General features: G+C 54.4%; 22 protein-coding genes and 1 pseudogene. 8 read left to right on the top strand and 15 right to left on the bottom strand.

What is annotated here, in order from left to right; all coding sequences use genetic code 11:
- Window positions 1–114: 114 nt before the first annotated feature.
- The 3 genes from purM to RDY34_RS07775 form a co-directional block, all read right to left on the bottom strand.
- Entirely contained in the window at window positions 115–1149 is a 1035-nt protein-coding gene (gene purM, locus RDY34_RS07790; RefSeq protein ID WP_308074718.1) for a phosphoribosylformylglycinamidine cyclo-ligase, read from the bottom strand.
- A 460-nt stretch (window positions 1150–1609) separates the two neighbouring features.
- A complete protein-coding gene (gene typA / locus RDY34_RS07785) occupies window positions 1610–3421 on the bottom strand; it encodes a translational GTPase TypA (RefSeq protein WP_003751895.1) in 1812 nt (603 codons plus the stop codon).
- A gap of 230 nt (window positions 3422–3651) precedes the next feature.
- Window positions 3652–4545: an NAD(P)H-hydrate dehydratase gene (locus RDY34_RS07775; RefSeq protein ID WP_308073722.1), complete on the bottom strand. Its 894-nt coding sequence runs from the start codon at window positions 4543–4545 to the stop codon at window positions 3652–3654.
- Window positions 4546–4606: 61 nt separating this feature from the next.
- On the opposite strand from RDY34_RS07775, the gene RDY34_RS07770 reads away from it, so the two are divergent.
- The 4 genes from RDY34_RS07770 to RDY34_RS07755 all read left to right on the top strand — a co-directional run bounded on the left by RDY34_RS07770 (window position 4607) and on the right by RDY34_RS07755 (window position 8626).
- Window positions 4607–5263, top strand: coding sequence for a cytochrome b/b6 domain-containing protein (locus RDY34_RS07770; RefSeq protein ID WP_308073721.1), 657 nt, complete (start codon window positions 4607–4609; stop codon window positions 5261–5263).
- Window positions 5264–5274: 11 nt separating this feature from the next.
- The gene (locus tag RDY34_RS07765; protein ID WP_283255173.1) at window positions 5275–5397 is read left to right on the top strand and encodes a hypothetical protein; all 123 of its coding nucleotides are present in this window, start codon (window positions 5275–5277) and stop codon (window positions 5395–5397) included.
- Window positions 5398–5489: 92 nt separating this feature from the next.
- Entirely contained in the window at window positions 5490–7349 is a 1860-nt protein-coding gene (gene ilvD / locus RDY34_RS07760) for a dihydroxy-acid dehydratase (RefSeq protein ID WP_308074707.1), read from the top strand.
- Between the two features lie 47 nt (window positions 7350–7396).
- A complete protein-coding gene (locus tag RDY34_RS07755) occupies window positions 7397–8626 on the top strand; it encodes a CapA family protein (protein ID WP_042742384.1) in 1230 nt (409 codons plus the stop codon).
- An 81-nt stretch (window positions 8627–8707) separates the two neighbouring features.
- On the opposite strand, the gene bioB is transcribed toward RDY34_RS07755, so the two are convergent.
- From bioB to RDY34_RS07720, 7 genes are all read right to left on the bottom strand, one after another.
- The gene (bioB, locus tag RDY34_RS07750) at window positions 8708–9760 is read right to left on the bottom strand and encodes a biotin synthase BioB (protein ID WP_003751908.1); all 1053 of its coding nucleotides are present in this window, start codon (window positions 9758–9760) and stop codon (window positions 8708–8710) included.
- Between the two features lie 206 nt (window positions 9761–9966).
- The gene (gene mpl, locus RDY34_RS07745; protein WP_003751910.1) at window positions 9967–11343 is read right to left on the bottom strand and encodes a UDP-N-acetylmuramate:L-alanyl-gamma-D-glutamyl-meso-diaminopimelate ligase; all 1377 of its coding nucleotides are present in this window, start codon (window positions 11341–11343) and stop codon (window positions 9967–9969) included.
- 61 nt (window positions 11344–11404) lie between these two features.
- Window positions 11405–11707 carry a DUF4124 domain-containing protein gene (locus RDY34_RS07740; RefSeq protein ID WP_304670816.1) on the bottom strand — a complete coding sequence of 101 codons (303 nt, stop codon included), beginning with the start codon at window positions 11705–11707 and terminating at the stop codon, window positions 11405–11407.
- Between the two features lie 12 nt (window positions 11708–11719).
- Window positions 11720–11917 (bottom strand): hypothetical protein, encoded by a 198-nt coding sequence (locus tag RDY34_RS07735; RefSeq protein WP_025458387.1) that lies wholly within the window; start codon window positions 11915–11917, stop codon window positions 11720–11722.
- Between the two features lie 9 nt (window positions 11918–11926).
- Window positions 11927–12712, bottom strand: coding sequence for a TrmH family RNA methyltransferase (locus tag RDY34_RS07730; protein ID WP_304670814.1), 786 nt, complete (start codon window positions 12710–12712; stop codon window positions 11927–11929).
- Between the two features lie 73 nt (window positions 12713–12785).
- Window positions 12786–14096 (bottom strand): tRNA lysidine(34) synthetase TilS, encoded by a 1311-nt coding sequence (gene tilS / locus RDY34_RS07725; protein ID WP_308074708.1) that lies wholly within the window; start codon window positions 14094–14096, stop codon window positions 12786–12788.
- 66 nt (window positions 14097–14162) lie between these two features.
- Complete coding sequence (locus RDY34_RS07720; RefSeq protein WP_002217206.1) at window positions 14163–15122, bottom strand: acetyl-CoA carboxylase carboxyltransferase subunit alpha; 960 nt, start codon at window positions 15120–15122, stop codon at window positions 14163–14165.
- A 211-nt stretch (window positions 15123–15333) separates the two neighbouring features.
- Here RDY34_RS07720 and RDY34_RS07715 point away from each other — a divergent pair, with 211 nt between their 5' ends.
- Window positions 15334–15735 carry an RNA-binding S4 domain-containing protein gene (locus RDY34_RS07715; RefSeq protein ID WP_002219287.1) on the top strand — a complete coding sequence of 134 codons (402 nt, stop codon included), beginning with the start codon at window positions 15334–15336 and terminating at the stop codon, window positions 15733–15735.
- A gap of 67 nt (window positions 15736–15802) precedes the next feature.
- On the opposite strand, the gene iscX is transcribed toward RDY34_RS07715, so the two are convergent.
- Window positions 15803–16000 (bottom strand): Fe-S cluster assembly protein IscX, encoded by a 198-nt coding sequence (iscX, locus tag RDY34_RS07710; RefSeq protein WP_002248850.1) that lies wholly within the window; start codon window positions 15998–16000, stop codon window positions 15803–15805.
- 212 nt (window positions 16001–16212) lie between these two features.
- On the opposite strand from iscX, the gene RDY34_RS07705 reads away from it, so the two are divergent.
- On the top strand, window positions 16213–16800 hold the full coding sequence (locus tag RDY34_RS07705) for a hypothetical protein (RefSeq protein WP_003751922.1): 588 nt from the start codon (window positions 16213–16215) through the stop codon (window positions 16798–16800).
- A 183-nt stretch (window positions 16801–16983) separates the two neighbouring features.
- Here the strand turns inward: RDY34_RS07705 and fdx are convergent, their stop codons facing one another.
- The 4 genes and pseudogenes from fdx to hscA form a co-directional block, all read right to left on the bottom strand.
- Complete coding sequence (gene fdx / locus RDY34_RS07700; RefSeq protein ID WP_002219289.1) at window positions 16984–17325, bottom strand: ISC system 2Fe-2S type ferredoxin; 342 nt, start codon at window positions 17323–17325, stop codon at window positions 16984–16986.
- Between the two features lie 55 nt (window positions 17326–17380).
- Window positions 17381–18142: a DUF2314 domain-containing protein gene (locus RDY34_RS07695; RefSeq protein ID WP_003751924.1), complete on the bottom strand. Its 762-nt coding sequence runs from the start codon at window positions 18140–18142 to the stop codon at window positions 17381–17383.
- Window positions 18143–18177: 35 nt separating this feature from the next.
- Window positions 18178–18673: pseudogene (locus RDY34_RS07690) on the bottom strand (GIY-YIG nuclease family protein).
- Between the two features lie 95 nt (window positions 18674–18768).
- Window positions 18769–20631 (bottom strand): Fe-S protein assembly chaperone HscA, encoded by a 1863-nt coding sequence (gene hscA / locus RDY34_RS07685; protein WP_308074720.1) that lies wholly within the window; start codon window positions 20629–20631, stop codon window positions 18769–18771.
- A gap of 170 nt (window positions 20632–20801) precedes the next feature.
- On the opposite strand from hscA, the gene hpnD reads away from it, so the two are divergent.
- Window positions 20802–21674, top strand: a complete 873-nt coding sequence (gene hpnD, locus RDY34_RS07680; protein ID WP_308017374.1) for a presqualene diphosphate synthase HpnD — start codon at window positions 20802–20804, stop codon at window positions 21672–21674.
- Window positions 21675–21752: 78 nt separating this feature from the next.
- Complete coding sequence (hpnE, locus tag RDY34_RS07675; protein WP_308073714.1) at window positions 21753–23069, top strand: hydroxysqualene dehydroxylase HpnE; 1317 nt, start codon at window positions 21753–21755, stop codon at window positions 23067–23069.
- Window positions 23070–23133 lie beyond the last annotated feature (64 nt).

Raw genomic sequence — 23133 nt, 5'->3', positions numbered from 1 at the left:
GTTTCCCCCCCCCCCCCCGAATATGGCAAGCAAAAAAATGCTAGCATAATGAAAATGCCGTCTGAAACAGGTTCAGACGGCATTGGCTTTCAGACGGCATTTGATGCTTGGAAGTCAGGCAACTTGGGTTTGATGCTCGTTCCCTTGACGCTCTCGGATGCAACCCAAACGGTAAACTGTCTCGCCCTGCCCGCTCAGGAATGACTGAACCGCATCGGCATCTTCGGCAGCAACGATGACGACCATACCGATGCCGCAGTTGAAGGTTCGGTACATTTCTTGGGTTTCCACATTGCCCGCCTTTTGAAGCCATTGGAAGAGCTTGGGTAATTCCCACGATTCGGCATCAATTTGGGCAACCGTGTTTTCAGGCAACACGCGCGGCACGTTTTCGGTAATGCCGCCGCCGGTAATGTGCGCCATACCTTTAATGGTAAATTTTTCCAAAGCGGCAAGAATCGGTTTCACATACAGACGTGTCGGCGCAATAACGGCCTCACGCAAGGTTTTGCCATTATCAAACTCGGCATCCAGATCGGGATTGTCGCGTTCGATGATTTTACGGATAAGGGAATAGCCGTTTGAATGTGCGCCGTTGGAAGCCAAACCCAATACCACATCGCCCGCGCCGATGCTGCGGCCGGTAATGACATTCTCTTTTTCCACCACGCCGACGGCAAAACCCGCCAAATCGTATTCACCAACGGGATACATACTCGGCATTTCGGCAGTTTCCCCGCCAATCAGGGCGCAGCCGGATTCTTCGCAACCTTGGGCAATGCCTTTGATGACATCGGTCGCGCGCGGAACATCCAATTTGCCGCAGGCAAAATAATCCAAGAAAAACAAGGGCTCTGCACCTTGAACCAAAATATCGTTGACACTCATTGCAACAAGGTCGATGCCCACCGTATCGTGTTTGTCCCAATCGAAGGCAAGTTTGAGTTTGGTACCCACGCCGTCCGTACCGCTGACCAATACGGGGTTTTTATATTTCTTGCCGATTTCGACCAACGCGCCAAAACCGCCCAAATCCCCCAATACTTCCGGGCGCATCGTGCGTTTGGCAAACGGTTTGATGTTTTCGACCAGTTGGTCGCCTGCGTCGATATCGACGCCCGCATCACGGTAACTCAATGAAGTATTCATCATTTTTCCTTGGTAAATGGGGATTGGACGGTAAAATAACGGGGCGTATTCTACCTTATTTCGCATTTGCAGGTTCAGATTTTTGGGCAATATTGTAAACAATATTCTTTGTATGGCAGATTTTTTGACAAACCGTGCAAGGATGTTGATGCCCCAAGCAAGATCAGGTTCGGTATTTGAAAAATTGTCCGGAAAAACAAGCCCGCCGGATTTTGACGGATTGCCCCGTAAAATTAAAAATGCGGATTTCCCGAAACAGCAACCGTTCCGAGACCGAAAGTACGGGCATCACCTGTCCGCAGATAACCCGGTACAAACTTTTTTATTGTTCATACAATGATTTTATTTAAGAAAATATATGACCTATCGGACAACCCGTTTCCCGATACCGGCCAATAAAATGCCGTCTGAAATTTTTCAGACGGCATCGCGTATCATTTAAACATTAATCCAGTAAACATCAATCCAGCTTTTTAAAGTGGCGGCGGCGTTCCAATTCGCTCAGGTAACGCTTGCGCAGGCGGATGGATTGCGGCGTAATTTCAACGAGTTCGTCATCGTCGATAAACTCGACCGCGCCTTCCAGCGTCAGCTTGATCGGCGTGGTCAGGCGCACGGCTTCGTCAGTGCCGCTGGCGCGGATGTTGGTGAGTTTTTTACCTTTGAGCGGATTGACCACCAAATCGTTGTCGCGACTGTGGATGCCGATAATCATACCTTCGTAGATTTTGTCGTTGGGTGATACAAACATACGGCCGCGGTCTTCCAGATTCCACAAGGCGTAAGCGACCGCCTCGCCCTGCTCTTGGGACACCAGTACGCCGTTGTGACGGCCGGGCATATCGGGTTTGACGGGCGCGTAATCGTCGAACACGTGGCTCATCAGCCCGACACCGCGCGTCAAGGTCATAAATTCGCCTTGGAAACCGATCAAGCCGCGAGCGGGTATATGGTATTCGAGGCGGGTGCGTCCGTTGCCGTCGCTTTCCATATTGGTCAGTTCGCCACGGCGGCGGCCGAGTTCTTCCATTACCGCGCCTTGGTTGTCGTCGGGTACGTCCACGGTCAGGTTTTCATAAGGTTCGCATTTTTGACCGTCGATGTCGCGGTACACGACACGCGGTTTGCCTACGGCGAGTTCGTAACCTTCGCGGCGCATATTTTCCAACAAAATGGTCAGGTGCAGCTCACCGCGCCCGGACACGCGGAACACGTCGGCATCAGCGGTATCTTCCACGCGCAGGGCGACGTTGGTCAGCAATTCTTTTTGCAGGCGGTCGCGGATTTGGCGGCTGGTTACGAATTTGCCTTCCGTGCCCGCCAACGGGCTGGTGTTAACCATAAAGTCCATCGTCAGCGTCGGTTCGTCCACGCTCAACATCGGCAAGCCTTTGGGGTTGTCTTTGTCGGTAATGGTCACGCCGATACCAATGTCTTCAATACCGGAAATAATCACGATGTCGCCGGCTTCAGCTTCTTCAAGCGGCACGCGTTCCAAGCCTTTGAAACCCAAAAGCTGGTTGATGCGGCCTTGGGCGATTTGCTGCTCGTGGTTCATCACGGCAACGGTTTGACCGGGTTTGATGCGTCCGTTCAAGATACGACCGATACCGAGGCGGCCGGTGTAGTTGTCGTAGTCGAGTTGGGAAATTTGCAGTTGCAGAGGCTCGTCCGCGCTGCCGCTCGGTGCGGGCGTGTATTTTAGGATGGTGTCGAACAGCGGACGCATGTCGTTGCTCTCATCGGTTTCTTCCAATTTGGCGAAACCGCTCAACCCTGAAGCGTAAACAATCGGGAAATCCAACTGCTCGTCGGTCGCGCCCAAGTTGTCGAAGAGTTCGAAAGTTTGGTCGATGACCCAGCTCGGGCGGGCGGACGGTTTGTCGATTTTATTGATAACGACAATCGGTTTCAGCCCCAAAGCCAAGGCTTTTTTGGTCACGAAACGGGTTTGCGGCATCGGACCTTCCTGTGCGTCCACCAACAAGACGACGCAGTCCACCATCCCCAAAACGCGCTCCACTTCGCCGCCGAAGTCGGCGTGTCCCGGCGTGTCGACGATATTGATGTGGTAGCCTTCGTAATCGATGGCGGTGTTTTTGGCGAGGATGGTGATGCCGCGTTCTTTTTCAAGGTCGTTGCTGTCCATCACGCGCTCGTCAACCTGCTGGTTGGCGCGGAATGTGCCGGATTGGCGCAGCAGTTGGTCGACCAATGTGGTTTTGCCGTGGTCGACGTGGGCGATTATGGCGATGTTGCGGATTTGTTTCATAATTAATGTTTTTCAAAAACTGTAAGAGATAACTGCACATTATACCACTCTTTACCGGACAGTATTTGGGAAATGAAGATGCCGTCTGAAGCCCTTGCCTTTCAGACGGCATCTTCTTACATATAGTGGATTAAATTTAAACCAGTACGGCGTTGCCTCGCCTTGCCGTACTACTTGTACTGTCTGCGGCTTCGTCGCCTTGTCCTGATTTTTGTTAATCCACTATACTTTCAGTTATCCAGTTCAGTTATCCAGTTGCGCAACCACCTTGCCGCCGGGGCGATTTCGCCCGCCAACAGTCCTGCCGCAATACCTGCCGATTCTTTTATGACATCCGCCGCCGCGCCGTGCAGCCACGCGCCCGCGCAGGCGGCTTCAAAAACCGGCACGCCCTGTGCGAGCAGACTGCCGATGATGCCGCCTAATACGTCGCCACTGCCCGCCGTTGCCAATCCCGCGTTGCCGCTTTCGTTGACATAGATTTCCGTATCGGGTGCGGCAACCAGTGTTTTGTGCCCCTTTAAAACCACGGTTGCGCCGAAAATTGCCCCTATCTTCCTCACTGCCGCCGTCCGATCCGCCTGAACCTGTGCAACCGTCGTTCCAAGCAGGCGTGCGGCTTCGGCGGGGTGTGGCGTTAAAATCAGGTTTTTACATCCGCGCGCCATGCTTCGGATTTCAGCATTGATTGATAATATATTCAATGCATCCGCATCCAAAAGCACGGGCTTATCCGGGTGTTCCGCCAAAATTCCGGCAAGCGTTCCGACCGCCGCCCTACCTGTACCCAATCCGCAACCGACAACCCAGGCGTTTATATCTTGACGTTTGGTCAAACCGTCTGCCGTGTCCAACATAATTTCGGGAAAACCGGCAATGACGGTGAAAGGCACCGTTTCCTGATTGAAACCCGCCCACACTTTGCCGCAGCCGAGATACATTGCCGCCGATGCCGCCAATACGGGCGCGCCGCTCATGCCGACCGCGCCGCCGACTACGGCGAGCGTGCCGAAAGTCCCTTTGTGCGAATCTTCCGCACGGGCTTTGAAAACATGGGGAAAACGCAATGCCGTCTGAAGCATACGGCGGCGGCTTTCGCCTGAAATGCGGAAAACGGGAAACATTATCCCTCCAATCGGTTAAAATAAGGCTTGAAGAAACTGATTTTACCGCCGGAAACCGATTATGAAAAACAAAACCAAAGTCTGGGACTTCCCCACCCGTCTTTTCCACTGGCTGCTTGCCGCGTCCCTGCCCTTTATGTGGTATAGCGCGAAAGCCGGCGGCGATATGCTGCAATGGCACACGCGCGTCGGGCTGCTCGTCCTTTTCCTGCTCATATTCCGCATCTGCTGGGGCATTTGGGGCAGCGATACCGCCCGTTTTTCCCATTTCATCCAAGGCTGGGCAGGCATACGCGGCTATCTGAAAAACGGCATTCCCGAACACCTCCAACCCGGACACAACCCCTTGGGCGCACTGATGGTCGTTGCGCTTTTGGCCGCCGTGTCCTTCCAAGTCGGCACCGGGCTTTTTGCCGCCGATGAAAACACCTTCAGCACCAACGGCTACCTCAACCATTTGGTTTCCGAACATACAGGCAGCCTTATGCGGAAAATCCACCTCAACTTTTTCAAGCTGCTCGCCGTTTTTTCCGCCATTCATATTGCCGCCGTCGCCGCATACCGGATATTCAAAAAGAAAAACCTCATCCTTCCTATGATAACCGGCTTCAAATACATCGAAGGCAAAACCTCAATCCGCTTTGCAGGCAAAGCCGCGCTTGCCGCCGCATTATCGGTTGCCGCGCTTGCCGCAGCCGCCATCCTGCTCCTGTCCTGAACCCGATATCAATGCCGTCTGAAGCCCTTTTCTGCCTTTCAGACGGCATTCCGAACATTGCCGCTTCAAAAATACCGTTGCACAGAATATCCCACCATTCCGCAACTTCCACACAATACCGATACTTGGTATAAAATACCTTCTTTTTTTCCAGCTCTCTAACACAGTACAAAATACCGTCGAAACCCTTCGCTTTTCAGACGGCATGAAAACAAGGAAACACACTATGCCAGAATACCGCTCCAAAACCTCCACTCACGGCCGCAATATGGCGGGCGCACGCGCATTGTGGCGCGCCACCGGCGTGATGGAAACCGACTTCGGCAAGCCGATCATCGCCGTTGCCAACTCCTTCACCCAATTCGTGCCCGGCCATGTCCACCTGCACAACATGGGCCAACTGGTCGCCCGCGAAATCGAAAAAGCAGGCGCAATCGCCAAAGAATTCAACACCATCGCTATCGACGACGGCATCGCCATGGGACACAGCGGTATGCTCTACTCCCTGCCCAGCCGCGATTTGATTGCCGACTCCATCGAATATATGGTCAACGCCCACTGCGCCGACGCGCTGGTGTGCATTTCCAACTGCGACAAAATCACCCCCGGAATGCTGATTGCCGCCATGCGCCTGAATATTCCGACCATCTTCGTTTCCGGCGGCCCGATGGAAGCGGGCAAGGTCATCGGCGTGGCCAACATCCAACCCGAACGCCGCTTGGACTTGATTGACGCCATGATTGAATCGGCGGACGACAATGTCAGCAACCAGCAAGTCGAAGAAGTCGAACAAAACGCCTGCCCGACCTGCGGCTCCTGCTCCGGCATGTTCACCGCCAACTCCATGAACTGCCTGACCGAAGCGCTCGGCCTGTCCCTGCCCGGCAACGGCTCCTACCTTGCCACCCACGCCGGCCGCAAAGAATTGTTCCTCGAAGCCGGCCGCATGATTGTCGAAATCACCAAACGCTATTACGAGCAAGACGACGAAACCGTGCTGCCGCGCAGCATCGCCACCAAAAAAGCGTTTGAAAACGCCATGACCATGGACATCGCCATGGGCGGCTCCACCAACACCATCCTGCATTTACTCGCCGTCGCCAACGAAGCGGGCGTGGATTTCAAAATGGCCGACATCGACCGCCTGAGCCGCGTCGTGCCCTGCATCTGCAAAACCGCACCCAACAACCACGACTACTACATGGAAGATGTGCACCGCGCCGGCGGCATCTTCGCCATCCTGAAAGAACTGGGCAAAGCGGGCAAACTGCACACCGACGTGTACACCATCCACGCGCCGACGCTGAAAGACGCGATTGAAAAATGGGACGTGACCAATCCAGAAAACACCCACGCCATCGAACGCTTCAAAGCCGCACCCGGCGGCGTGCGCACCACCCAAGCGTTCTCGCAAAACCGCATGTGGAAAACCCTCGACCTCGACCGCGAAAAGGGCTGCATCCGCAACGTCGAACACGCCTACTCGCAAGACGGCGGTTTGGCGGTACTCTTCGGCAACATCGCCGAACGCGGCTGCGTGGTGAAAACCGCAGGTGTGGACGAGAGCATCCTCAAATTCACCGGCCGCGCCCGCGTGTTTGAAAGCCAAGAAGCCGCTGTCGAAGGCATTTTGGGCAACCAAATCGTCGCCGGCGACATTGTCATCATCCGCTACGAAGGCCCGAAAGGCGGCCCCGGTATGCAGGAAATGCTGTACCCGACTTCCTACCTGAAATCCAAAGGCTTGGGCAAAGCCTGCGCCTTGTTGACGGACGGACGCTTCTCCGGCGGCACATCAGGTTTGTCCATCGGACACGCCTCGCCCGAAGCGGCGGAAGGCGGCGCAATCGGTTTGGTACATGAAGGCGACACCATCGAAATCGACATCCCCAACCGCAGCATCCGCCTTGCCATTTCCGATGAAGAGCTTGCCGCACGCCGTGCCGAAATGGAAGCGCGCGGCAGCAAAGCGTGGAAGCCGGAAAACCGCGACCGCTACGTCTCCGCCGCATTAAGGGCTTACGGCGCGATGGCGACTTCCGCCGACAAAGGTGCGGTGCGCGACGTATCGCAAATCGAAAGATAAGCCCCAAAACGTGCGGCAAATGCCGTCTGAACAGTAAAGGTCTGATGATGGACAAATTTATCTGGGCGATGGCGGTATTTTCCGCAATTTTGGCCCTCGTTATCGGAAGCGGCTTTACCGCGCTCGAGTATGTGAAAGAGCCGCCGCCCGCCCCTTATGCCGTTTCCACGCCGCAAACCGCCAGGGTAAAGCCCTCGGCGCATCCTGCCGGAACGGAATCCCCCGTGCTGCCGATTGACGGTTCAAACCCCGCGCCCGTTTCAAACAGCGGCGACGCGGACGGACAGGATACGCCTGACGGAAAGGCAGCCGATACCGTTTCCATCATCGGGGTCGGCGACATTATGCTCGGTAGCAATTATCCGGTCGATTACCTGCCCGATACCAATATTCTGAAAAACGTCGAATCCGTCTTGCAAGACGCGGACATTACTGTTGGTAACCTCGAAGGTACGCTGTTTGACGAAGGCGGTACGCCGAAAAAATGTGCAAACCCCAAAATATGCTATGCATTCCGAACGCCCTCCGCATACGGGCAATACCTTGCCGACGCGGGATTCGACTACCTCAACCTCGCCAACAACCACAGCAACGACTTCGGCGCGCAAGGCATCACGGCAACGGCAGGCAACCTTGACGAATTGAACATCAAATATTCGGGTATCGAAAACAGGTTTGAAACCGCCATCCTGAAGAAAAACGGCGTAAGATACGGCTTCGTCTCCTTCGCCCCCAACCTTGCTGCCGTCAAACTGAACGACTATGCCAAAGTTAGAAAACTGATTCGGAAAACCAAACAAAAAGCCGACATCGTCATTGTGATGTTCCACGGCGGCGCGGAAGGGAAACAGGCGGAACATCTGCCGTTCGATACCGAAATCTTCTATGGGGAAAACAGGGGCAACGTCGTCGAGTTTGCACGGCTGGCCGTCGACTCCGGCGCGGATGTCGTATTCGGTCAGGGGCCGCACGTTACACGCGCCGTCGAACTTTACCGCGACCGCTTCATCTCTTACAGCGGCGGCAACTTTGCCACCTACGGCGCAATCAACACCTCCGGCATCAGCGGCATCGCCCCCATTTTCAAAATTATCACCGACAAACAGGGGCGGTTCGTTTCCGGCAACATTATCCCCGTCACTCAAGTCGGCGATAAAATTCCCAAAATCGACCCTGAGAAAACCGTTATCGGGCAGATTATTTATCTGAACCGCAGCGACTTCCCCAACGGGAACGGACTGGATGTCTCGCCCGACGGCAGCATCACGCGCCGGTAAAGAAATATTGGAAATGCCGTCTGAAAGCCTTTTTTCGGGTTTCAGACGGCATCCGCGTTTCAGACGGCATTTTTGCAATCGTCAATAATCCACTTTAATCCCCGAGGCTTTTTCCGCCCCGTCCGCGCCGCCTTCCGGCTCGAACTGCAAGGGATACAGGTTGAGCTTTTCCATCAGGATTCTGTCGCCGTCTTCATCCGGATTGCCCGTGGTCAGCAGCTTGTCGCCGTAAAAAATCGAATTCGCGCCCGCCATAAAGCACATCGCCTGCATTGCTTCCGACATATTGCTGCGCCCTGCCGACAGCCGGACGTAGCTTTGCGGCATCGTAATCCGCGCCACGGCGATGGTGCGGACAAATTCCGTCCAGTCCAAATCTTCGGCATCGGCAAGCGGCGTGCCTTCCACTTTAACCAACTGATTAATCGGCACGCTTTCGGGCTGCGGGTCGAGGTTGGCGAGGCTGGCAATCAGTCCGGCGCGTTCGGCGCGGGTTTCGTTCATCCCGACGATGCCGCCGCAGCAGACTTTCAAACCGGCGTTGCGGACTTTGCCCAAGGTGTCCATTCGGTCTTCGTGTTGGCGGGTGTGGATGATGTCGTTGTAGCGGTCGGGGTCGGTATCGAGGTTGTGGTTGTAATAGTCCAAGCCCGCCTCTTTAAAGTCTTCCGCCATACCTTCTTCGAGCATACCGAAGGTACCGCAGGTTTCCATACCCAAGCCCTTGACGGCTTTGATGATTGCGGAAACCGTCTCCACGTCTTTAGGCTTGGGGCCGCGCCACGCCGCGCCCATACAAAACCGGCTTGCGCCGCGCGATTTGGCGATTTTGGCTTTTTCGACGATTTCATCCACATCCATCATCTGCTCTTTGCCCAGATTGGTGTTATGGTGCGCCGATTGCGGACAGTAGGCGCAATCTTCGGGACAGCCGCCGGTTTTGATGGACAACAGCGTGGAAAGTTGGATTTCGCGCGGGTTGAAATTTTGGCGGTGGACTTCTGCCGCCTGATAGACAAGTTCTAAAAACGGCAGTCCGAAAAGTGCCTCGACATCGCATTTTTTCCAATAGCGCGCGGTGGGATGAGGCTTGCACTCGGTCTTACGGCGCAAGGCGACGGGGGATACGGTCATAATGTGTTCTTTCGTATTTACAGCGGCGCAATGACGCTGACAGGCAAACCGCCGGCGCAATGACAGCGGTTGCGGGTAATCAAATGGCTGAAAACAGCGGCGGCAAGTGTAACGCGTTTGAAAATACGGGGCAAACGGTTTTTCCGCCTTTGTGCCGCGCAGCCGGGCGATGCCGTCTGAAGGGCTTTCAGACGGCATCGCCCGGGCTATCTCAAAGCGTCCAGCAGTTTGGTGTGTATTCCGCCGAAACCGCCATTGCTCATCACCAAAATATGGTCGCCTGCTTCGGCGTTTTTCACGATTTCGGCAACGAAGGCATCGAAATCCTTGCCGACGTGCAGCCTGCCGCCCAAAGGCGCGAGGGCTTCGGCGACGTCCCAGTCCACGCCGCCGGCGTAGCAGAACACTTGGTCGGCATCTTTGAGGCTTGCGGGCAGGGCGGCTTTCATGGTGCCGAGTTTCATGGTGTTGGAACGCGGTTCGAGGACGGCGAGGATGCGGGCGTTTCCGACGCGCTGACGCAGGCCTTCGATGGTGGTTTCGATGGCGGTCGGATGGTGGGCGAAGTCGTCGTAAACAGTGATGCCGTTTGCCGTGCCTTTGATTTCCATGCGGCGTTTGACGTTTTTAAACGCGCCCAAGGCTTCGCAGGCCGTCTGAATGTCGACTCCGGCATGACGCGCGGCGGCGATGACGGCAAGAGCGTTCATGCGGTTGTGTCCACCCATCAAATCCCATGCGACGTGTCCGGCTTTTTTGCCGTCAAGCAACACGTCGAACGAGCCATCGGCATTGACTTCGCCGACCTGCCAGCCGTGTTCGGTGCCAAATTTTTCCACCGGCGTCCAGCAGCCTTTGTCCAAAGTGTCTTGCAGGCTTTGCTGCTGTCCGTTGCAGACGATTAAGCCTTCAGACGGCACGGTGCGCACGAGGTGGTGAAACTGGGTCTGTATCGCGCCCAAGTCGGCAAAGATGTCGGCGTGGTCGAATTCCAGATTGTTCAACACGGCGGTACGCGGGCGGTAATGCACGAATTTGGAGCGTTTGTCGAAAAAGGCGGTGTCGTATTCGTCGGCTTCGATGACGAAAAACGGCGATTTGCTGTTCGGGTCTTGACGCGGCGTTTGCGGCAGGCGGGCGGAAACGCTGAAGTTTTCCGGTACGCCGCCAATGAGAAAGCCCGGCGCGAGTCCGGCATATTCCAAGACCCAGGCGAGCATAGACGCGGTGGTTGTTTTGCCGTGCGTCCCCGCCACGCCGAGCACCCAGTGCCGGTGCAACACGTTTTCAGCCAGCCATTGCGGGCCGGAAATATAAGGCAGCCCTTTGTTCAAAATCGCCTCGACCACATCCATCCCGCGCCTGGCGACATTGCCGATAACGTAAACGTCGGCTTGAAATTCCTCCAACTGCGCCGCATCGAAGCCTTCGTGTACGCCTATGCCCAAGGCTTCAAGCTGGGTGCTCATCGGCGGATACATCTTCGCGTCGCAACCGCTGACTTCAAACCCCGCTTCTTTGGCAATGGCGGCAATCCCGCCCATAAACGTGCCGCCGATACCGATAATATGGATGTGTTTCATCAAAGTTCCCCAATCGTTCAAATTTTGCCGTCCGACAGCGCAAGGGCTGATTCGGCTTCAATCAGTGCGGCTTGATGCCGGCAGCCGAACCGTCTTTCTGTGCATTTCCTTTCGGATTTTGGGCGGCTTCGTTCCTCACCGAATCCAAATGATCGTCAGCCCCTGCGTCTTCCGCCCTGTCTTTCACGGCAGGCCTGACCGAACTGTACACACGATCTCGCCCCAAACCCGCGTTGGTACAATGTTTTCCTGGAGTTTGGCTGTAACTGACCTTACCGTTTTGACGGCATTCATACACTGCCGCAGATGCCGTCTGAACCGCCACAGCCAGCATCAGCCCTGCAATCATTTTAGATGTTCTCATATCAAGACTCCTTCAAAACCATTTCCACCACATCCAAGCCAAAACCGCCGCCGCCACGGCATTAGACAATAAGATGAGTTTCCACTGTCCCGCCTTATGCGGCACAGCCCTTCTCGGCTTCAAAACGCCGCCATAAAAAAACGGCGACAGCAGCATAGAAGCGATACATAAGAAAATCAATACGCCGTAATAGATTTTTTCAGACGGCATTTCTTTTCCTCAATACGCCGCCCGCTGCCGCATCTGCTCGAACAGGCAGATTGTCGCCGCCATCGCGACATTTAAAGACTCGGTTGCATCGTGCATCGGTATCCTGACGCACTTGTCCGCCCTGTCCAAAACCGCTTTGCCGACACCCGCGCCTTCGTTGCCGAACACCCAGGCTGTCGGTTCGCGCAAATCTTCGTTATACAGAACCGCCTGTTTTTCCTCACGCAAGGCGGTGGCAAACACACGGTCTTCATAACGCGCCAACCATATTTCCAAATCCGCCTGCGGATAAATCTCCGACAAGAAATGCGCGCCCATTCCGGCTCGCAGCACTTTGGGCGACCACGCGTCCGCACAACCTTTGCCCAAAACGACCGCGCCGATTCCCGCCGCCGCCGCGCTCCGCAACACCGTGCCGACATTGCCCGGGTCTTGCACGCCGTCCAAAACCACGCAGTCGCCGCCGGCCGGCAAAGCACCCGCATCCGGAATATCAATCAGCGCAAGCACATCATCCGCACAAGTCAAGCTGCTGATTTTTTTTAATATGCCGTCTGAAACGGAAAAAACCCTGTCTTCCGGCACAACCGCCCTCAGCCTGCGGACTTCTTCAGACGGCATTTTGCCCTTGGGAATATATACCCCGAGCGGTATCCCGCCGGATTGCAGGAAAACCTGAAGCAGGTGCACGCCCTCCAAAACGGTTTGGGTGTATTGCCGTCTGAACTTTCCTTGCGACAACAGGCGGTGCAGGTGCCGGATGTGTTCATTATTGGTCGAACTGATGTGTTTCACTTCACAAGCCTTTTAGAAATATGCAACCGGACAATACCCGACTGAACGCTGCCGAAATCTGTTTGCGATATTATCAAAATAAAATGGGAAAGTCAGGATGGACGGGCAAAATGCCGTCTGAAACCGAATATTGGAAATCCGCACAACAGTTTGCCAACGCCAATGGACGGTTTCCGCTGTCGGCAACGAACGGCCAGATTGGGCGCAGGGCGGGCAAAACCCGCTTTTCCTGAAGGATTTTTTTCACATCCTTATGGATACCGCCGACAGCCAGCCTGTCCGATGCCGCAACCGCCCGCAAGATTCCGTCCTGCTCCAAAAGATGCTCAGGAAGTCCAAACGGATGACGTTTTAAAACAAATCCCTGCCCCGTCAATATTTCCCTTAAATTTCCGCTTATTTGCCTGTCTTTCAAAAACAGTAGTTTATCCATTTTTTTCAATTGGAACACAAACAGCCTGCCTGCATAATGATGCAATTCGAAGCCTTGCAAGCTCCAACGTCCGGTTTTTGCTTCCGTCAAAACCCGGGCAATGTCGGCAAGTGCGTTCTGATTCGGCACGGGGATGCCGTTTTCCTTTAGAAAATGCCGCAAAATATGGGTTTTCCGTCGCAGGGAAAAGGTTTGCCAACGCACCGTATCAAAACTGCCTTCCTCACAGACCCAACGGCAGTCCTGACTGATGATTTCGTCCAACAAAGCCAAATCCTCCTGCAAAGCGCGGACATTGTTCAGCACATGCCGCCCGAAATGGGGAATCTGCGCCGAAAGTTCGGGCAAAATACGGTGCCGGAAGCGGTTTCGCAAATAAGCCGTATCGCTATTGCTTTCGTCCTCGATATTCGGCAAACCGTGTTTTTGGGCATAATCCCATATGTCTTGGCGCGAAAAAGGCAGCAAGGGCCGCCAGATGATGCCGTTTTCCCCAAAAGGGCGGACGGCGGGCATAGCCGCCAAAGCGCGCAAACCGCCGCCGCGAGCGACCGCCAGCATAAAGGTTTCGATTTGATCGTCCCTGTGGTGCGCCAACGCCAAAACGTCAAAGCCTTTTTCGGCAAACGCGGCATAACGCTTTTGCCGCGCCGCCGCCTCGATACCCAAACCGTTTTTTTCCACGCAGACCTTAACCGTTTCCAGCTCCACCCCGAGCATATCGCAATAGTTTTGGCAGAAATCCGCCCAAGCGTCGGCACGGGGACTCAAGCCGTGATGGATATGCACGGTCTTGGGAATAAAGCCGCCTTTTTTTCCGGCGCGGACAAGCAGATGCAGCAAAACGACGGAATCCAAGCCGCCGCTTAATGCCACTGCTGTTTTTTTTCCATTCAGACCTTGAGGGAAACAATCCTTCAAGCATTGCTCAAACGCATCTAAAGTCAGCACGCCGCGCCCCGATAAAGAAAAAGCAAGCAGTTTCAGACAAACTGCTTGCTGCTTGTTCTACCTGAATTATTGTTCCGAAAATTTGCCGTAAGCCATAATGCGGTCGAAACGGCGCGAAAGCAAATCGGCAAGCGGGATGCTTTGCGCTTCGTGCAGTTGTTTTTCCAAAACGGCTTTTACGTTTTTCATGGTTTGCCCGAAATCCCGATGCGCGCCGCCCAATGGTTCTTTGATGACGGTATCGACCAAGTCCAGCTTTTGCAGGCGGTCGGCAGTAATGCCCAAAGCCTGAGCCGCATCCGCCGCCTTTTCCGCCGTTTTCCACAAAATAGACGCGCAGCCTTCGGGGGAAATAACGGAATAGGTCGAATATTGCAGCATATTGACGTAATCGCCCACGGCGACCGCCAACGCACCGCCCGAACCGCCTTCGCCGATGACGGTACACAAAACGGGAACGCGCAGGCGTGTCAGTTCGTACAGGTTTTTGCCGATGGCTTCCGACTGCCCGCGTTCTTCCGCGCCGATGCCGGGATACGCGCCCGGTGTATCGATAAAGGTCATGACGGGCAAGCCGAATTTCTCAGCCGTTTTCATCAGGCGCAGGGCTTTGCGGTAGCCCTCGGGGCGCGGCATACCGAAGTTGCGGCGGATTTTTTCTTTGGTGTCGCGCCCTTTCTGATGCCCGACGACCATCACGCTTTGTCCGTTGAAACGTGCCAATCCGCCGACAATCGCATGATCGTCGGCAAAATGGCGGTCGCCGTGCAGCTCTTCAAAATCGGTAAACAGTGCCTCAATGTAATCCAAAGTATAGGGACGCTGCGGATGCCGGGAAACCTGTGAAACCTGGGCGGGCGTAAGTTTGCTGAAAATCGATTTGGTCAGGTCGTTGCTTTTTTTCTGCAAACGGTGTATTTCGTCCGAAATATCGACGGCAGACTCGTCTTGGACGAAACGCAGCTCATCGATTTTGTTGGTCAGTTCGGCTATGGGTTGTTCAAAATCCAAAAAAACAGGTTTCATAGAATGAAGCTCTCATCAACAGATTCTGCCGCTATCATACGCTATTTGTGCATATTCCGCAGTTAATTTATTGTCCAAAACGGCTTTTCCATACCCTCTTTTTGTGTTCGGACAGCATGGAAAACAGTGGATTAGTGCATATATACTAGTTATAAGGCGGCGTATCTTATGCTAAACTCGAAACAAATTCAATTATTTCAAACAAAATCGTATGAAAGACAAGCACGATTCTTCCGCCATGCGGCTGGACAAATGGCTTTGGGCGGCACGTTTTTTCAAGACCCGTTCCCTTGCGCAAAAGCACATCGAACTGGGTAGGGTTCAAGTAAACGGCTCGAAGGTCAAAAACAGTAAAACCATAGACATCGGCGATATTATCGACCTGACGCTTAATTCCCTTCCCTATAAAATCAAGGTTAAAGGTTTGAACCACCAACGTCGCCCGGCATCCGAGGCGCGGCTTCTGTATGAAGAAGACACGAAAACGGCAACATTGAGGGAAGAGCGCAAACAGCTCGACCAATTCAGCCGCATCACTTCCGCCTATCCCGACGGCAGACCGACCAAGCGCGACCGCCGCCAACTGGACAGGCTGAAAAAAGGAGACTGGTAAAACCATTCCCGCTGCAAACAGAAGCACGAACCGCGTACCGCCGTATTTCAGACGGCATTCCCGAAACTTATTCCGCCTCGTCTATCCATGCCTGCTGCACAGCCTCGAGGATGCGCTCGCCGCAACGGGCGGGATCGTCGTCAAATTCGGGCAATGCCATAATCAGGTCGCGCAGTTGGGTAAAGCGCACGGTTTTGGGATCGATGGTTTCGCCGTGCAGGTCGTAGAGTTCTTCGGCGATGCGCCGGGTATCGGTCCATTTCATATAAATTTCCTTTTATCGTCCGGCATTGAAGCCGTGTAGAATATGTTTCGGCAAAACTGCCGCCTTTTGAGGATGGCTGAATGTTTCAACTCGCCGGACAACACATCAAGCACCAGCCTATGTGTCGTCCCAATCTGGGAGGAGCTGCCCCTCCCAAACAAATCTGATTCTACCGCCCTGAAGAGCGGGGCTTCAACCGACAAGGAAGATTGATGAACAATATGTTTGCCGCAAAATTGTCCAAACTGGTTTATACCGCTTCCGACCATCCCGACCCCCTGTCGGAGATGGGGGAGTTTGACCGCCTGATTTTGCTGATACGCAAACTGTATCAAATATTGGACGGGCAGCATATCCTCTCCAGAGTAACGGTTTGCCTTCACTACCGGAGCAGGCGCGGTCTGATTGCCTTGGATAAAGCGGCTGCCGGTTGCGATGCGGCAATGTTGCGCGCCCAACGTTGGCTCATCTACACGCAGATTGCGGAACGCCTTGCCGGGTCGGGCGGCGGTTTCACGGTTACGGCAGAAAGCGTGTCCGCCGCCTGCCCGGAGCTTGAAGGACGCTATCTCGAGCTTGTCCGCTGCGCCGCCGTCTCTTTCGGTTTCGCGCAAGGACAGGAAAATCCAGCAGGCGGGCAGGAAGAAACACAAGCCACCCCGGATGCCGCATCAGGCCGTTCCGGCAGGAAACCGATTAAAATCAATATAGAAGCGAAAGTGGAACGTTATCCGGCATACCGCCCGACCGCCGCCCTGAAAGTAACCCGCCGGCGGTTTTTCCGGCTGCAAAACCGATAAATACCTGTGCATCGCGTCCGAGCAATCCGTCTCGGATGCCGCACTGGATCATTCCGTCAGAAAACCGATAAAAATCAATATAGAATCGAAATTTCCACCTGTACAAACGCCTGTTTTCGGGCGATTGCGCCTTATCCGCGCAACAATGCCGTCTGAAGCGCGCCGGCTTCAGACGGCCTGTTTTCAGTGTTCTTCGCGCGCGTGGTTGATGGTGTATTTGGGGATTTCCACAATCAAATCCTCGCCGGCGACAACCGCCTGACAACTCAGGCGCGAATCGGCTTCCAAACCCCAAGCCTGATCGAGCAGGTCTTCTTCCAATTCGGTCGGCTCTTCCAAACTGTCGAAACCTTTGCGGATGATGACATGGCAGGTGGTGCAGGCGCAGGATTTTTCGCAGGCGTGATCGACTTCGATGTCGTGGTCGAGCAGTACGTCGAGGACGGTTTTACCTTCGGGCGCGTCTTCGATAACCGCGCCTTCGGGGCATAATGTCGTGTGTGGAAGTACGGTGATTTTGGGCATTTTTATTGTCTTTCTGTAAAAAGTGGTTGCGTTCGTTTTTCGGAAAATTGTCTGCCTAATGTCGCGGTTCGAGCAGGTCGGCAACATTTTGCCAGCCCGTCAGGCGGGCAAAATCGAGGGCGGTATAGCCTTCCGATGTCTTTGAGGCAGGATTTGCGCCGTATTCAAGCATGGCTTGAACCATAAGTGCATTTCCTGCGATGGCTTCATGATGAAGCGGCGTATAGCCGTCTTCGTCCTGCTCATGCAGAAAATCCGGATTTTGGGACAACTGTTGCCGAAAATCGTCAATACAGTTCCGGCACATCGGATGCTCTTCCAGATTTTCAGGATGTTCTTTTTCTTCATACACCAGCAATACCTGCCCGGGATCGCCGAAATCGATTCCCCATGCGGCATCGTGTTCTGCACGCTCCTCTTCCGTCATCTGCCCGCGCATTGCCTGTACGGTAAAACCGCCGTAGGGGATGCCGTTGCACACGAACATCCAGTCGCTGATGTCGTCAATCGAAACGCAAACGCTTTCGCCTTGTTCGACATTGGTCAGTCCGCCGGGTTCGTTGTTCAGCACACCGTAAATGTAAAGACCGTCAAAATAAATATCGTCGATCCACATATGTTCGCAAATTTCGCCGTCTTCGCCGTCTTGGAAAAAAGGGACTTTGACCATGGCAAAATCCAGGGCGGGAATAATGCGTCGGCGTTCCCAAAAAAGCTCGCGCCAAAAGTATTTGAATGTTTTACGGGCGCGTTCGCCGGCACGGTTTACCGGTTCGTCTGCCTGTTCTACATAATAAATGACGGAATCGCCCATCATACTGCTCCTCAACGTGTACGGTATCTGTTTGCACCTTAGCGTGGTTTTCTGCCTTCGGCATCCGATTCGGATTTGAAAAATTCCAAATATTCGGAATAGGCTTTTTCCAAATCCGCCCGCGAAAAACAGGTGTAAATATGGATGCCGTCTGCAATTTCGTCGGTCAGCCTCGTGCCGCTTTTGCGGGAATATGCTTCTTTAAAAAGGCGGATTTTCGATTTTCTCGGCTTGTAGGATGCCGCGCCCGCCAAAAGCCGGGGCAGCGCGTAAGGGTATTCTCGGTGTCCGCGCCGTACCAAATCAAGCAGTTGTTTGCGACCGGATCCGACATTCCCTTCCTGCCTGCGTTCGTGAACGCTTTTTTCAAATTCCGATTCCGCCGTTTCGTTTTTCGGGAACATGATTTCGCCGCGAGCCGTTGTTTTCCAAATGGCGCATTCTGCCTTCAAAATTGCTTACGTCCGAAATGCCGATTTTATATACACCTTTGATGACAGTTTTCATCAGGTAGACAATGCCTGCTTTTTCCATTGTTGCTCTTTATTGTTGCTCTTTATTTTTATTTCTGTGAGATGATATTTTTTCAGACGGCCTCTTTATCCAATGCCGTCTGAAACCATTTGCCGTCAAATATTATCAACGCTTTGCCCAGTCAGCGCACGTTGGATGTTGCGGTTCATGCGTTTGGCGGCGAAGTTGTCGGTAATGCTGCCGAGTTTAGCGGCGGCGGCACGGATGTCTTCGGCTTTTCCGTCTTTCAGACGGCCTTGCAAATCGGCGATGCCTTGCCGAATCTGTTGCAATTCTTCGGCTTCCAGCAAATCGCTGTCCAACTCGAGGGCGGCGTTGACGGCATCGGTCAGGCTTTCGGCTTCGACCACGGCTTCGGCGCGGGCGCGTGCCGCCATGTCTTCGGCGGCGTTGCTCATGCTGTCTTTGAGCATTTGGGTGATGGTGTCGTCGTCCAAGCCGTAGGAAGGTTTGACTTCGATTTGCGCCTGTACGCCGGTGCTTTGTTCTTGGGCGGAAACGGACAGCAGCCCGTCCGCATCGATTTGGAAGGTTACGCGGATACGCGCCGCACCCGCCGTCATAGGCGGAATGCCGCGCAGGGTAAATTTGGCAAGGCTGCGGCAGTCGGCAACCAGTTCACGCTCGCCTTGTACGACGTGTATCGTCATCGCGGTCTGACCGTCTTTGAAGGTGGTAAAGTCCTGCGCGCGCGCGGTGGGGATGGTGGAATTGCGCGGGATGATTTTTTCGGCAAGGCCGCCATAGGTTTCCAAACCGAGCGACAAGGGCGTAACGTCCAACAGCAGCCATTCGCCGTCGGCTTTGTTGCCTGCGAGGACGTTCGCCTGTATGGCTGCGCCGAGCGCGACCACTTCGTCGGGGTTGAGGTTGTTCAGCGGGGTTTGACCAAAGAAAGTGGCAACCGCTTGTTGGACGTGCAGCATACGGGTCGAACCGCCGACCATAATCACGCCTTTGACTTCGTTTTTACCGACACCGGCATCTTTCAACGCCTGCTTGACCGGCTCGAGTGTTTTCATCACCAAATGCTGCGTCAGGTTGTGGAACTCGGCGCGACTGATGCTTGTGTCGATTGCAATGCCGTCTGAAAGCGTCGCCTGAATGCGCGCTTCGGTTTGCGTGGTCAATTGTTCTTTGGCGGCGCGAACAAGGGAAAGCAGGAGTTGGCTGTCTTGTTCGTTAAGTTGGGAGAGTCCGTTTTGTTCGAGCAGGCGGCAGAACAGCCGGTGGTCGAAATCGTCGCCGCCCAACGCGCTGTTACCGCCGGTGGCTTTGACTTCAAACAGGCCTTTGGTCAGTTGCAATACGGATACGTCGAATGTACCGCCGCCCAAGTCGTACACGACAAACGTGCCTTCCGAGGCGTTGTCCAGTCCGTAGGCGATTGCGGCGGCGGTGGGTTCGTTGAGCAGGCGCAATACGTTCAAACCCGCCAGACGCGCGGCATCTTTGGTGGCCTGGCGTTGGGCATCGTCGAAATAGGCGGGGACGGTAATCACCACGCCGACCAAATCGCCGCCCAAGGTTTCTTCGGCACGCGCCTTGAGGGTTTTGAGGATTTCCGCCGACACTTCGACAGGCGTTTTCACCCCCTGCCGCGTATGCAGTTCGATAACGCGTTGATTGTCACCGAAACGGTAAGGCAGGTAATGCGTATTTTGATGCAGATCGGCAAGCGTCCGCCCGATAAGGCGTTTGGCGGAGCTGACGGTGTTCAGCGGATCGGATTTTTGGGCGGACAGGGCGGTTTTGCCGACTTCAATGCCGCCGTTTTCCAGATAGCGGACGACGGAAGGCAGGGTAACGCGCCCTTCGGCATCGGGCAGACAGGTGGCACTGCCGCTGCGGACGGTGGCAACCAAGCTGTTGGTCGTACCCAAATCGATGCCTGCCGCCAAACGGTGCCGGTGCGGGGCGGCGGACATACCCGGTTCTGAAATCTGCAAAAGAGCCATAAATTCTGCCTGTCGGTGCGGTGTGTAAAGGAAGGAAAGCGGCATTTTAACAGAATTTGCGCCGATAGTTGAGCAAACCGCTAAGGATTGGGCCGTGCCGCCGAAATTGCCCTCTACCGCCAAATGCCGATAAAATCCGCCTTTCCCGCCCATCATTAGGAATATAAATCGTGAAAGGACTCGACTATTGCCGCCAAAAAGCAGAAGAAAGCCGCTCCAGTTTTTTGTCGGGCTTCCGTTTCCTGACTCAGGAAAAACGGGATGCGGTAACGGTTCTGTATGCCTTTTGCCGCGAATTGGACGATGTGGTTGACGAATGTTCCAACCCCGATGTTGCACAGGCGACATTGAACTGGTGGCGCGGCGATTTGGACAAGGTGTTCGGTGGCGAGATGCCGGAACACCCCGTCAATCAGGCCTTGCGGCAGGTTAAAGAAACCTTCAAGCTGCCGAAATATGAACTGGAAGCCTTAATCGACGGGATGCAGATGGATTTGGTTCGGGCGCGTTACGGCAGTTTTGAAGAATTGAAACTGTATTGCCACCGCGTCGCAGGCGTGGTCGGCTGCCTGATTGCGCGGATTTTGGGGTTTTCAGACGGCAAAACGCTGGAATACGCCGACAAGATGGGTCTTGCGCTGCAACTGACCAACATCATCCGCGATGTCGGCGAAGATGCACGCAGGGGACGGATTTACCTGCCGATGGAGGAAATGCGGCGGTTTGACGTACCCGCAAGCGTGATTTTGCAATGCAGCCCGACGGACAATTTTGCCGAATTGATGGCGTTCCAAATCAAACGCGCCCGCGAAACCTACCGCGAAGCCGTATCGCTGCTGCCGGCCGCCGATAAAAAAGCCCAAAAAGTCGGACTGGTCATGGCGGCGGTTTATTACGCGCTTTTAAACGAAATCGACCGAGACGGCGCGCAAAACGTCCTCAAATACAAAATCGCCCTCCCTTCGCCGCGCAAAAAACGCATTGTCCTGAAAACCTGGTTATTCGGATTCAAACCGCGCCCCGGCACGCCGGAACGGGCATAAGGCGCATACCGCCCGCCCTTCAGGAAAACCCAACCCCCGCCGCCCCGAAAAACGGGGTTTCAACCATTGGAGGAATAAATGATGAACACGCCGCATCCGCGCCCGAAAATCGCCGTCATCGGCGCAGGCTGGGCAGGATTGTCCGCTGCTGTAATGCTGGCTCGCGATACCGACCTTACCCTGTTCGAAGCCGGGCGGCAGCCGGGCGGCCGGGCACGCACCTTGACAGGCGACAACCACGGATTCAGTTTTTTAGACAACGGGCAGCATATCCTACTGGGTGCATATCACGGCGTATTGCGCCTGATGAAAGAAATCGGCTCCAACCCTAAAACCGCCTTTCTGCGCCTGCCTCTGCAGTGGCATATGCACGAAGGCCTGCAATTCCGTACCCGCTTCCTGCCAGCTCCGCTTCACATTTTAAGCGGAGTGTTGTTGGCAAGACACTTCCCTTTTACATTCAAAACCAAACTGCTTTCCGATATGTCCCGCCTGCAAAAGTTTGCACGTTCCGACCAGGCTGACATGACGGTCGGGCAATGGCTGCAGCAACGAAATACCCCCCGCGCCGCCATTACGCAATTTTGGCAGCCACTTGTATGGGGTGCACTCAATACGCCTTTGGAAAATGCAAGCCTGCGTATATTGTGCAACGTGTTATCCGACGGCGTTTGGGCAGGGAAATCCGGCAGCGACTATCTTTTACCCAAGCAGGATTTAGGTATGATTGTTGCCGAACCCGCACTGGCAAAACTCAGGCATTTCGGTGCGGATATCCGTTTAGAAACCCGTGCATGCCGTCTGAAAACCTTACCTGACGGCAGGGTATTGGTAAACGGGGAATTTTTCGATGCCGCAGTTCTCGCCGTTGCCCCCTATCATGCCGCAGCACTCCTGCCTGAAGATACACCCGAACACATTCTGTCCGGCTATCAAAACCTGCATTATCATGCCATTACCACCGTCTATCTGCGTTATGCCGACCCTGTCCGCCTACCTGCACCGCTGACCGGACTTGCCGACGGAACGGCACAATGGCTGCTCAGCCGCGGAAAACTCGGACTGTCCCCAAACGAAGTATCCGCCGTTATCAGCGTTTCCGACCGCGTCGGTACATTTACCGGACAAGTGTGGACGGAAAAAATCCATGCCGACATCAAGCGCATCTGCCCCTATTTAAACGAGCCCGAAGCCGTCCGCGTCATTACTGAAAAACGCGCGACGACCTCTGCAAGCACCAATTCCCCGTTGCCTGATTTGACCTGGCTGCACCGACACCGAATCTACCCGGCCGGCGACTACCTCCACCCCCGCTACCCTGCCACGCTTGAAGCTGCGGTACAATCAGGATTTGCAGCAGCAGAAGCATGTCTGCATCATCTGATTACAGTTTGACTGTCAGGGCATTAAGGTACTTTACAAGCCACAACAAAACGTTAAAATACATTATCCCTAAATC

Source organism: Neisseria polysaccharea, from assembly GCF_963392925.1.
GTDB classification, from domain to species: Bacteria; Pseudomonadota; Gammaproteobacteria; order Burkholderiales; family Neisseriaceae; genus Neisseria; species Neisseria polysaccharea.
The sequence above is the reverse complement of the archived record's forward strand: the minus strand, read 5'-3'. Positions and strand labels throughout refer to the sequence as shown.

Excerpts from the sequence above, each read along its gene's own strand:
- purM (WP_308074718.1), bottom strand. The coding sequence starts at position 1,149 with ATGAATACTTCATTGAGTTACCGTGATGCGGGCGTCGATATCGACGCA.
- typA (WP_003751895.1), bottom strand. The coding sequence starts at position 3,421 with ATGAAACAAATCCGCAACATCGCCATAATCGCCCACGTCGACCACGGC.
- RDY34_RS07775 (WP_308073722.1), bottom strand. The coding sequence starts at position 4,545 with ATGTTTCCCGTTTTCCGCATTTCAGGCGAAAGCCGCCGCCGTATGCTT.
- RDY34_RS07770 (WP_308073721.1), top strand. The coding sequence starts at position 4,607 with ATGAAAAACAAAACCAAAGTCTGGGACTTCCCCACCCGTCTTTTCCAC.
- RDY34_RS07765 (WP_283255173.1), top strand. The coding sequence starts at position 5,275 with ATGCCGTCTGAAGCCCTTTTCTGCCTTTCAGACGGCATTCCGAACATT.
- ilvD (WP_308074707.1), top strand. The coding sequence starts at position 5,490 with ATGCCAGAATACCGCTCCAAAACCTCCACTCACGGCCGCAATATGGCG.
- RDY34_RS07755 (WP_042742384.1), top strand. The coding sequence starts at position 7,397 with ATGGACAAATTTATCTGGGCGATGGCGGTATTTTCCGCAATTTTGGCC.
- bioB (WP_003751908.1), bottom strand. The coding sequence starts at position 9,760 with ATGACCGTATCCCCCGTCGCCTTGCGCCGTAAGACCGAGTGCAAGCCT.
- mpl (WP_003751910.1), bottom strand. The coding sequence starts at position 11,343 with ATGAAACACATCCATATTATCGGTATCGGCGGCACGTTTATGGGCGGG.
- RDY34_RS07740 (WP_304670816.1), bottom strand. The coding sequence starts at position 11,707 with ATGAGAACATCTAAAATGATTGCAGGGCTGATGCTGGCTGTGGCGGTT.
- RDY34_RS07735 (WP_025458387.1), bottom strand. The coding sequence starts at position 11,917 with ATGCCGTCTGAAAAAATCTATTACGGCGTATTGATTTTCTTATGTATC.
- RDY34_RS07720 (WP_002217206.1), bottom strand. The coding sequence starts at position 15,122 with ATGAAACCTGTTTTTTTGGATTTTGAACAACCCATAGCCGAACTGACC.
- RDY34_RS07715 (WP_002219287.1), top strand. The coding sequence starts at position 15,334 with ATGAAAGACAAGCACGATTCTTCCGCCATGCGGCTGGACAAATGGCTT.
- iscX (WP_002248850.1), bottom strand. The coding sequence starts at position 16,000 with ATGAAATGGACCGATACCCGGCGCATCGCCGAAGAACTCTACGACCTG.
- RDY34_RS07705 (WP_003751922.1), top strand. The coding sequence starts at position 16,213 with ATGAACAATATGTTTGCCGCAAAATTGTCCAAACTGGTTTATACCGCT.
- fdx (WP_002219289.1), bottom strand. The coding sequence starts at position 17,325 with ATGCCCAAAATCACCGTACTTCCACACACGACATTATGCCCCGAAGGC.
- RDY34_RS07695 (WP_003751924.1), bottom strand. The coding sequence starts at position 18,142 with ATGATGGGCGATTCCGTCATTTATTATGTAGAACAGGCAGACGAACCG.
- hscA (WP_308074720.1), bottom strand. The coding sequence starts at position 20,631 with ATGGCTCTTTTGCAGATTTCAGAACCGGGTATGTCCGCCGCCCCGCAC.
- hpnE (WP_308073714.1), top strand. The coding sequence starts at position 21,753 with ATGATGAACACGCCGCATCCGCGCCCGAAAATCGCCGTCATCGGCGCA.